Genomic DNA, 10592 nt, shown 5'->3' on the forward strand with positions numbered 1-10592 from the left:
TGCTCTTTCCGAGTTCGGTCAGCAGTGCCGTCACACCCGGGTGTGCGGCACTGCGAACCGCTCACGCAGGGTGTTCTCCCCGTATTCGCGCCGGAAGATGGCCTTGCGCTGCAGCAGCGGGACGACATGGTCGATGAACAGTTCCAGTCCGCCGGGCAGGGTGTCGAATTGGATGACGAAACCGTCGGCCGCTCCGGTGCGGAACCATATCTCGAGATCGTCGGCGACCTGTTCGGCGCTGCCGACGACGGCGCGGTGTCCTTGGCGTCCGTCGCCGGCCAGCTCGCGCACCGTGCGGTGGCGGTTGCGTTCCAGATAGAGCCGCGCGGAGGTGTCGAAGCCCACCGAACTGTAGGTGTCGCCGGTGGACTTCAGCAGCTCCAGCGGGAAGGGCCGGTCAGGGTCGATCGCGGCGGGGTCCACACCGAGCCACGCGGCGAAGCGCGCGACAGGATCTGTTGGCGGACCGGCGATCTCGTCGTGTTCGGCGATGCGGCGGCGGGCCTCGGCCTCGGTCGAGCCGACCACCGGATTGATGCCGGGCATGATCGCGATGCTGTCGCGGGAGCGGCCGTACCGCGCGGCGGCCTGTTTGAGCTGCGCGTAGTACTCGCGGGCGGGTTCGATGAACAGTGCGGAGGTGAAGACGGCGTCGGCGAACCGGGCCGCGAGCTCGATACCGCCCGCCGAGCCGCCGGCCTGGGTGAGCAGTGGCCGGCCCTGCGGCGAGGGCGGCAGCTGCAACGGCCCGGCGACCGAATGGTGGGCACCGACATGGTTGATCGGTGTGATCAGATCCCGGTCGACCGCCACCCCGGATTCGGTGTCGAGAACCAGCGCGCCCGGTGCCCAGCTGTCCCACAGCGCGGTGACGACCTCGACGGTTTCGGCCGCGCGCGCGTAACGCGTGGCGCGGTCAGGTAATTCGGAGAACCCGTAGTTGTCGCCTTCCGGTTTGTTGCGGCTGGTGACCACATTCCACCCCACCCTGCCCCCGGAGAGGTGATCGAGTGACGTGAATGCCCGCGCGATGGCGTACGGGTGGTGGAAGGTGGTCGAGTAGGAGCCGATGAGCCCGATCCGGGAGGTCGCCGCGGCCATTGCCGACAGCGTGACGATCGGGTCCAGCCCGGAGTTGGGATAGCCCTCCGGATGCAGATACGAGTTGTCGGCCAGGAATGCGGTGTCGAAGAGCCCGGCTTCCGCGATCGCGGCGACCCTGGCGTAATGGGACGGATCGAAGAATGCCCGGGGATTGGCTCCGGGAACTCGCCAGGCCGCCGGATGTGTTCCGGCAGCAACGACATTCACGTTCAGATGCATGGTTCGTTCGGGCAGGGAATCGTCCTCAGTGGGCGTACTGCTCGAGGCGCGCGCTGCGCACCCGCGGGGAGAGTCCGCGCAGCTGCAGGAACAGGGCGGCGCGTGCCCGCACCTGCGCGATGTCGGCGCGCAGTAGCCCCTGCCCGCCGGCGGCGACCAATGCGGCGGTGGTCGCGCGGAGCGCGATCGCGTCGAGTTGCGCGCGCCAGTGTGGTTCGGGCAGCGGGGTGGCGGCGGCGTGTTCGAGTTCGGTGGACAGCTGAAGCAGCGCCGGCTCGCCGGGGTGGGCGGTGAGCGCGTCGGCCAGTGCGGCCCGCGACAGCCCGACCGGGCCCGGCGCCGGCACCTGCGGGGCGTCCTCGGCAGCGGGGCGGCGGCGTTCGTTGGGGTGCACGGTTCCGTCCACGGCGTTCCAGCTCTCGATATCGGTGACCTCGGTGATGTACTCGTCGGGGACGAAATAGTCGTCGAGGACCAGCGACACCGTGCGCGAACCGGCGACCGCGGCCAGCTGCAGGGCGGTGGCGGTAATGCCCGGCCGGGTCAGATCGGCGATGCCGAAGACGTAGGTGGAGTCGTGTTCGTCGACGCCGCCGAGCCAGGCGGTGTCGACCAGGCCCCATCCGGACAGCCAGCGCACGGTGCCCTGGAAGCGGTACCCGCCGGGTACCTTGGTCGCGATAGTGGCCGATTTGCGCGGCCAAGAGCGGATCTGCGCGAATCCCGCGCCGCCGATGCGTTTTCCGGCCGCCAGGTCCGGCAGCAGCTCGCGCGCGGGAGCCGAATCCGAGCCGAGTATCTGCCCGATCGGGCCGGTGTGCTGGGTCAGGGCCAGCGCGGTCGACGGGTCCGCGCCGAACAGCAGATCGTCGGCGGCGTTGCGGACCGCCGCCGGGATTCCCGCGCCGCCGTAGTCGGCCGGGACGGGCCAGGAGAAGTAGCCGACCTCGCGCAGGGCGTCGAGGTGGGATCGCGGCACTTCGGTGGCGTCGACCTGGACGGCGGCGGGGACGATGATCTCCTCGACGAACCGGGCGAACTCGCGGTAGACGGGATGCTCGGTGGGGGTGGCGACCTGGTTTACGGTCATAGCCGTCTCTCTCCATTCGTATTGTGCTGCAAGCTGTTTCGTGTCACCGAGGGCCCTCGGCCCGGCTCGTTCCCGGTCGCCACCGGGCGTGCGGAGTCGGAACTCCATTACATCGGTGGTTGTGGACACGGGGAGTCCTCTCCGGACGGCTGGATCTGCGCGACACATACACGGAATAAACTGTGGTGCACCGAGGTTCGCGGCGGAATTGGTTCAGGTGGGTAGTGCTCAGGGTTCGGCTGGTGCGGGTGAGGTGCTGCCGGTGAGCCGGTTCAGCAGTGCGCGCTGGTCGGAGCCGATCCGGATGAGTTCATGGGTGTGGAAGGTGGTCCGATCCAATCGCACCACCCAGCGATCGATCGAATTCGCTTCGGCGGCAACCCAGCTGACCCCGGCCCGGTGCGTCGGCACCGCGATCACCGCCGCTGTGGTGGGCTCCCACAGCAGGATCGCGTCGTAGAGGCCGGGAAAGTGGTCGACGATCAGTTCGGCGTCGGCCCGGGCTATCGGACGTTCGCCACTCGGGCCGGCACCCTCGTGCCAGGTCCAGGAGTTCACCTGCACGGTCCAGGTCACGAGGTCGCCGCGGTCGATATCGCCGAGCACGGCATCGCGTTCGCGACCGGCGGGCAGTTCGGCCAGGATCGGGGCGAGGACGACATGCCGGCGCAGGGTGCGCGCCAGCTGTGGGTCGGCCTCGCCGAGTCCATCGAGCACCGCCCGTGCCGCCTGCGGCGAGGCGATGGCGGCCGCGGCGACCCGGCGGCTACTGATGTAGTCGTGTGCCTCCCGCAGTGCGGTGAGCTGCCGGTCGTAGGGGGCGCCGGGTGCCACCCCGAACGGGGTCGACGGGTCGGCCAGGATTTCGTGCAGCGCGTCGAGAGTGTCCGGATCGATCACGTGCCGGCAGGAGGCGGGAAGGTCGGTCATCGCTCAACTCCTGTGAAGCGGGTAGGCGCGCAGCTCGCGGGCGGGGATACCGAAGGTGGCGCGATGGGTCACGTCGAAGAAGGCGTTGATGCCGTTGCGCCTGCGCGCCCCGACCGTCTTGTGATAGTCCGGCCCGTCGGCGCCGTTCATGATCGCGCGAGTGTTGTTGAAATCGCGCAACTCTCGTTGCAGTGAGACGAAATGGGTGCCGGGCCGGCCGTCGTCGAGGGTGGCGAAGTCACGCCGGTTGATCACCGGCACATTGTTGATCCGCGCCCGGGCGGCGGCCTGGGCATGGCCGACGATTCCGTGTTCGGCGACCGTCTGCTCGTACTTGTCGTAGTCGCTGGGCGCGTCGTCGTTCAGCTTCTCCGCCTGTGCGGCGGTCACGGTCGGGCCGTAGAGCAGCGCGGCCTGGCGGTCGCGGTCGAGGGCGTGCCAGCGTTGGACGTCCAGTTCTATGCGGCTCACGTGCTGGGTGGTGCCGCCGGCGAGGGGACCGGATGTGATGGTGATCGCCGGTTCTGGCGCCTGGTTGCCGCGCAGCACCGAATGGAATCCGAACAGCAGGGGAGCATCGGCCGGGATGCCGAGTTCCGGCAGTGCCGCTGTGGGCAGGCCCGCGCCGACGAAGCCGGTGCGCACCTCCCGCACCTTCAGGTATTCGCCTTGGGCGCCGGCGGATTCGCCGAACAAGGTGTCGCGCACGTCGGCCAGGATGTCCTCGTGGTCACCGGCGATGTGGAAGACCGCGTCGGCGGTGTCGAGTATCGGGTCCTCGTAGCGCGACATGCGTGCGGGCACGGCGATCAGGCCGGGATGATCGGTGTGGCGTTCCCACCAGGTGGGGCCCCATCCGATGGTGGACAGGAAGCCGTCGCGCCCGTGCGGGTAGCGGCGCTCGAGATCGGTCAGGGCCGACTCCAGATGCCGGGCGGCCGCTGCGTCCGGCGTCCCGACGACGTCGACCAGGATCAGCAGGTGGCGGCTCGGCGGCACCGGGCGGCCGAGTTCGTCGCGGCCGAAACTCGCTTCCCACTCGTGCTGTCCGGCGGGGCGGGTGCGCGTCATCCGAGCACCGGTTCCAGGATGCGGGTGGCCTCGAAATCCGGTCGCAGCGCGGCGAATTGGGCCGCCAGGTCGGTGCTGCCGGTGTCCGGGATGCTGAGGTTGAACACCGCCGCGGTGCGTCCGGCCGCCAGCTCGGGCCGTTCGATCGCGGTGAGCACCGCATCGGCGAGGCCGTGGGTGCTGACCAGGCCGTCGGCGTGCTGATCCTGGGTCAGGCGGGTCCGGTAGGACTCGTCGTGCAGTGTGGACAGCCAGGTGGGGCGAAGGATCGTCCACGGGTTGCGGCCGCCACGCAGATGCGCCTCCACAGCACGCAGGCTCCAGGTGTTCGGCTTGGCGTTGCGGTGCCCGACACCGTGTCCCACCAGGAAATGGGAGACCAGCACGATATGCAGGTCGGGCCGGTCGGTTGCGAGGCGGTCGAGCAGGCGGTGGCCGATCTCGCGGCCCGCCTCCTCACCGTCGGTGGGCTGCGACATACCCTCGGCGGCCGCGGTGGTCGGCGCGAGAATCACCGCGTCCGCTCGGGCGAGCAGCGTCTCGATCTCCTCGCGATCGACTCCGCCGTCCGCGGGTCGCAGGAATTCGTGCCCCTGGGCGCGAGCGCGCTGCTCGGCCTGGACGCGCGAGTTCCAGATCCCTTGGACGATGGTGAATTCCGGGTTGGTTGCCTCGGCATAAACCGGGGCCAGCTCGACGATGGTGGTCATGGGGGTGCCTCCTCGAGGTGCGGATGGCGCGGAAACCAACGGGCGGTGCCGGCTCCGAACCCGATGCGGCGGGACACTTTCCGTGCTGTCACAGCACCGTGGTATCCGCCCGAATATCCGACTCCCCAAGAATGCGAGCAAGGAGGAGTACGAAACAACAATTTCCTCACGGGGCATTCTTATAGAAAAAGTTCACGATCGAACGAGAGAAACGGACACCGAGCAGCGTTCGCGGAGGCCTGCGCGGCACTCATGCGGCGAGCTCGTCGAGCTGAGCCCGGCGGACATCGGCGGACTGCCCCCGCACCAGCAGGAACAGGGCCGTACGGGCATAGAGCTGCGCGGTGTTGTCGCTGGCGAGTCCGCGCCCGGAGCGGGCGATGGGCAGTGCCCGGGTGACGGTCGAGAGTCGATGGATTCGGTGGTGAGCACATTCTCCTCGGGCACGAAGATGTCGCCGAGCGCCACCCGCGTTGTGTGGCTGCCGACGACCGCGCCGAGTTCCAGCGGGCCGGCACTGTGCAGGTTCTCGTCCACCGGGGCGAGGGCGGTGACGACGGTTTCCGGTGTCCTTCTCCACCGCCGCGACGGTCAGCGCCGAATTGAGGCCCCAGCCGCTGGTGCATGTGGGACTGGTGCAGGACCAGCCCGCGCGCGAAACCGGTGGCGCGCCGGATTGGCGGCGGTGCCGAAGCTGGGGCAGGCAGGGCTTGCTGGTTGTGGTGCTGAGTTCTTGGCGTATTTTTGGTGAATCTACGCCGAGGCAGAGATGCAGGTCCCGAATCTATGGTCTGACCTGGGAAGTAAGTGCGCCATCAGGGACTCGAACCCCGAACCCGCTGATTAAGAGTCAGCTGCTCTGCCAATTGAGCTAATGGCGCTTGGACCTCCGGATCGGGCCTGCAGGCTCCGTTCCGGTGCGGGAGAAACCATAACAGTTGGGTAGGCGGAAAGTGAAATCGCCTGTTCAAAGCTGTTCGAGGGGGGATCGTGATCTTGCGTGGATGCGGTAACGGTTGGCGGGCCGGAAGGGATGAATCGGGCAAGAGTGTGCGGGGCCGGCTCGTCGTGTCAACCCGGTTGCGATCCTTCCACCTGGCAGAATGGGTGGGCGTGGTCTCGACCGATCCCCGCATGCGTGGTGGGTTGAGCAGCGTGGCTGGGCTTCCCGGTTGCGCACGAGGCATGAAACGGGGTTGCACATGGGCGGACGTCGAGGCTCGCGGCGGATGAAAGTGGTGGCGGGGTGGTTGGGCGTGGTGTCGATGCTCGCCCTCGCGGTGACCGGATGCAGTGATTCCGGGGCAACGGGCAGTGGCTCGGTGGTCGAGGCGAATTCGGCCATCGACCTGGTCAAACCGAAGGTGCTGACGCCGATCGCCGACGGCGCCGTCGGGGTTTCGCCGGCCGATCCGATTCCGGTGAAGGTGGACAACGGGAAATTGACCGCTGTCACGTTGCTCACACCGGACGGCACTCCGGTGGCGGGGCAGATCGCGCCCGACGGGACCTCGTGGCAGTTGACCGAACAGCTCGGCTTCAACCGCACGTATCGGCTGCAGGCCGAGGCGGTGGGGATCGGTGGCACCACCTCGACGGCCATCAGTTTCACCACTCTCGCGCCGCGCAACAAGACGCATCCGTGGTTGCTGCCCGGGGAGAACGAGGTCGTCGGAATCGGCCAGCCGGTCGCGATCCAGTTCGACGAGAACATTCCGGATCGCCGCGCCGCGCAGGATGCGATCAAGATCACCACGACGCCGGCGGTGGAGGGCGCGTTCTACTGGGTGAACAATCGCGAAGTGCGTTGGCGCCCCGAACATTTCTGGGCTCCGGGAACCCGGGTCACGGTGGATGTGAACACCTATGGCCGCGATCTGGGTGGCGGCCTGATCGGTGACTCCGATATCCATTCCACCTTCACCATCGGTGATCCGATGGTCTTCACCGCCGACGACAACACGAAGATGGTCACCGTCGAACGCAACGGCCAGGTGATTCGAACCATGCCGACCTCGATGGGCAAGGACTCCACGCCCACCCAGAACGGCATCTACATCATCGGCGACCAGTTCGACCACATGATCATGGACTCGTCCACCTACGGTGTCGCCGCCACCGGCCCCAACGGGTACCGCACCCCGGTCGACTGGGCGACACGCATGTCTTACAGCGGCATCTTCATGCATTCGGCCCCGTGGTCGGTCGGCCAGCAGGGCTATTCGAACACCAGTCACGGCTGCCTGAACCTGAGCCCGGAGGATGCCCGCTGGGTCTACGAGAACGCCAAGCGCGGCGATATCGCGATCGTCAAGAACACCGTCGGTGACACCCTGTCCGGCGTCGACGGCCTCGGCGACTGGAACATTTCCTGGGCGGATTGGAAGGCCGGCAACGCCGACACCAACCGCTGACCGCCGGTGACGACGCGGGCCTCCCGGAGATCCGGAAGGCCCGCTCGTCGTTCGGGCCTCCCGCGGTGATCCGACGCTACACTTGCTTGCGCCAATCCACTCCCGCGAAATCCGGGGCCGGGGCGAATACCACCATGGCTCCCCGAATTCGCCTGTGTTCGTGGCTCTTCCGGAGCGATCGCTGCTCCGCTCCGTGGTTGGCGGTGGCTCCCGTGCGATTCGGTCTCGGCTTGCTGAAGGGTCAGGTCCTCATGGGTGTTGGAGAGCGGTGCGCGGTCACGTCCTCTGGGTGCCGTCGTTCGCGTGATCTGCTGCGGGATGTCGGCGGGGTCGTCGCGTCGGTGATCGTCACCGCTCTCGCGGTGACGGTGGCCTCTGCTTCCGGTATGGCGGGCGCTGAACCGGCAGACCCGCAGGCGCGCTTTCATCGCCAACTCCTCGAATGGCGTACGTGCGAAGATGCGGCCCTGGTGGCGGAGGGTGCGGTCTGCACGGATGTCGCGGTGCCACTCGATTACAACGATCCGGAGGGGCCGATCATCACGATCGCGGTCTCGCGGATCCCGGCAAGCGATACAGCACACCGTCGCGGTGTGCTGCTGACCAACTCGGGCGGACCCGGGACGCCGGGGCTCGACGCGTTCGACCTCGTCGGTGATGTTCTCCGACCGGATGTGCTGAGCCACTACGACCTGATCGGATTCGACCCGCGTGGTGTCGCTCGCTCCGGGCGGCACCAGCGCTGCGGATGGCCGGTCGCCACCCCGATCCGTTCGGCGGGAATCGGGTTACCGGGATTCGTCACCGAAACGGCCCTGCAGGCGCGGCTGGCCGCCGATTGCCTGGTGGGGGGCGACGTGAGCTGGATGCGGCAGCTCAGCACCCGCAACACCGCCCGCGACATGGACGTGATCCGGGCGGCTCTGGGCGAGGAACGCATCAGCTATTACGGTGTGTCCTACGGAACATATCTGGGCGCGGTCTACTCGCAATTGTTCCCCGGCCGCTCCGATCGCATGGTGCTCGACAGTGCCATCGATCCGCAGCGCTATTGGCTCGGGTTGCAACAGGACTGGGGCCCGGCGGTGGAAGCGGCCTTCGACGACTGGGCCGCCTGGGTGGCGGTTCGTGATCGGCAGTATCACCTCGGTGACTCCGCGCCCGAGGTGCGCCGGAAAGTCGAGGCCCTCATCGACCGGGCAGCGCGATCGCCGATCGTCGTCGAGGGCTTCGGCTTCGACGATCACGTCCTGCCGAATCTGCTGTGGACTATGTTGCGTGACGCGCGCTTGAACGACGCCCTGGCGGCATCGGTGCGAGCTGTCGCCGATGCGGCGGAGGGACGCGCACCCGAGGTGCCTCCGCAGCTGCACCAGCAGATCGAGTACTACGAGCACGACGAAGATTCGGTCATGATGCAGATCTGGTGTGCGGACGCGCCGATGCCCGCCGATCCCGCCTGGTACTGGAATGCGATCGAGGCGGCTCGCCCGAGTCAGCCGATCTTCGCGGCACTGGCCGACAATGTGCAGCCCTGTGCCTTCTGGCCACCGCCGGTGGAGCCGCCCACCGTGGTCGACAACGATGTGCCCGCACTGATCCTGTCTGCCACCGGCGACAACCGGACGCCTCACGAGCACTCGGTGGCACTGCATCGACAGATGTCGGGGTCTCGTTTGATCACGTTGGCGGACACCAGGATCCACATGGTGCTGCGTCCCGGTCTGAGCACCTGCATTCTCGACACGACCAACGACTATTTCCGGGACGGGGACTTCCCGGAAGGCGACCGCACCTGCCAACCCATCACGCGGATCGAATGAGCCGTCCGACCGGTGTGGGTTCGATCCGGTCGGCCGGCATCCGGGTGGTCCGACGGGTGACCGTGACGCGCACCACGTCCGCGCAGCGCGATCGGGACCCGGCCGAGCGGACCGGGTGGAAGGCCGGACACTCGGACCGATGACGGACTCGGACCAATGACGAAGGGGCAGGTCCGGAATCTCTTCCGGACCTGCCCCTTGCAGGGTGACCGACGGGACTCGAACCCGCGACAGCCAGGATCACAACCTGGTGCTCTACCAACTGAACTACGGTCACCATCGCCGGTAACAACCGGCGCGGTAGATGGTAGCGCGAAGAGCGCCGGGAAACCTAATCGGCGGGTGTGGCGGGTGGCTGAGTGCCGGTGGAACCGGCGCTGACCTGCGCGGCGATCTCCGCGATCTCGGCGCTCGAGGGTCCGGGGGCGGCCACGAACGCGGTCTGCCGGTAGTACCGGAGCTCGCGGATGGATTCCTCGATATCGGCGAGGGCGCGGTGGGCCAGGCCCTTCTCCGGCTGGCCGAAATAGATGCGCGGATACCAGCGCCGGCACAGCTCTTTGATCGAGCTCACATCGATCATCCGGTAGTGCAGGTGGGCGTCGAGTTCGGGCATATCGCGGGCGATGAAGCCGCGGTCGGTAGCGATGGAATTGCCGGCGAGCGGCACGGTGCCAGGGGTGGGGACCCACTCGCGCACGTAGTCGAGAACCTGCTGCTGCGCCTCCTCCATGGTGACCGTCGAGCGGCGCACCTCCTCGGTGAGGCCGGATTTGGCGTGCATTTCCTGCACCACCGGCGGCATCGCCGCCAACGCGTCATCGTCGGCGTGGATGACGATATCGACGCCGTCGCCGAGGATATTGAGATCGCTATCGGTTACGAGCGCGGCCACCTCGATCAGCTTGTCGCTGTCCAGGCGCAGGCCGGTCATCTCGCAATCCATCCACACCATCAGTTTGTCGGACACCCCGGCAACCTTAGTGCGCGGACGGTGCGAATCGGACCGACCGCACCGGATGCGCGCCGTCCGGCCCGTTGTGGCCGCCTTCCGGCAAACCTCCCGCTACAGTTTTGCCCAGGTGTATGCGTGATTCCAGCGGTGTCGGCAGCGTGGGCAGGGCGACGGAGGATCGGCGATGACCAGTTCCGAGGACAAGGCGGCGAAGGCGGCGGCCGCGCGCAAGGCGGCCGAGGAAGCGGCCCGGGTCGCGGCGGAGGCGGCGGCCGC

Annotated in this window: 8 protein-coding genes and 2 tRNA genes; 2 read left to right on the forward strand and 8 right to left on the reverse strand. The window is 67.7% G+C overall.

Translation table 11 applies throughout. The features are described 5' to 3' along the window. Positions 1-30: 30 nt before the first annotated feature. The 6 genes from ON23_RS06500 to ON23_RS06525 form a co-directional block, all read right to left on the reverse strand. On the reverse strand, positions 31-1323 hold the full coding sequence (locus ON23_RS06500) for an NtaA/DmoA family FMN-dependent monooxygenase (protein ID WP_039776947.1): 1293 nt from the start codon (positions 1321-1323) through the stop codon (positions 31-33). A 25-nt stretch (positions 1324-1348) separates the two neighbouring features. After that, positions 1349-2413, reverse strand: coding sequence for an acyl-CoA dehydrogenase family protein (locus tag ON23_RS06505; RefSeq protein WP_039776948.1), 1065 nt, complete (start codon positions 2411-2413; stop codon positions 1349-1351). A 228-nt stretch (positions 2414-2641) separates the two neighbouring features. Further along, positions 2642-3343: a hypothetical protein gene (locus ON23_RS06510; protein WP_157170180.1), complete on the reverse strand. Its 702-nt coding sequence runs from the start codon at positions 3341-3343 to the stop codon at positions 2642-2644. 3 nt (positions 3344-3346) lie between these two features. Next, positions 3347-4414, reverse strand: a complete 1068-nt coding sequence (locus tag ON23_RS06515) for a DUF7405 family protein (protein WP_051042129.1) — start codon at positions 4412-4414, stop codon at positions 3347-3349. Next, positions 4411-5124, reverse strand: a complete 714-nt coding sequence (locus ON23_RS06520) for an NAD(P)H-binding protein (RefSeq protein ID WP_039776950.1) — start codon at positions 5122-5124, stop codon at positions 4411-4413. The genes ON23_RS06515 and ON23_RS06520 overlap by 4 nt, the downstream gene beginning before the upstream one ends. Before the next feature lie 808 nt (positions 5125-5932). After that, a tRNA-Lys gene (locus tag ON23_RS06525) sits at positions 5933-6005 on the reverse strand. Between the two features lie 348 nt (positions 6006-6353). Between ON23_RS06525 and ON23_RS06530 the strand changes: the two genes are divergently transcribed. Continuing rightward, positions 6354-7538: a L,D-transpeptidase gene (locus ON23_RS06530; protein ID WP_039776951.1), complete on the forward strand. Its 1185-nt coding sequence runs from the start codon at positions 6354-6356 to the stop codon at positions 7536-7538. A 251-nt stretch (positions 7539-7789) separates the two neighbouring features. Further along, positions 7790-9361, forward strand: coding sequence for an alpha/beta fold hydrolase (locus tag ON23_RS06535; protein ID WP_083903737.1), 1572 nt, complete (start codon positions 7790-7792; stop codon positions 9359-9361). Between the two features lie 204 nt (positions 9362-9565). Here ON23_RS06535 and ON23_RS06540 read toward each other — a convergent pair. Continuing rightward, a tRNA-His gene (locus tag ON23_RS06540) sits at positions 9566-9638 on the reverse strand. A gap of 54 nt (positions 9639-9692) precedes the next feature. After that, entirely contained in the window at positions 9693-10331 is a 639-nt protein-coding gene (orn, locus tag ON23_RS06545) for an oligoribonuclease (protein WP_039776952.1), read from the reverse strand. Positions 10332-10592: the final 261 nt, after the last annotated feature.

The organism is Nocardia cerradoensis NBRC 101014 (assembly GCF_000308535.1).
GTDB classification, from domain to species: domain Bacteria; phylum Actinomycetota; class Actinomycetes; order Mycobacteriales; family Mycobacteriaceae; genus Nocardia; species Nocardia cerradoensis.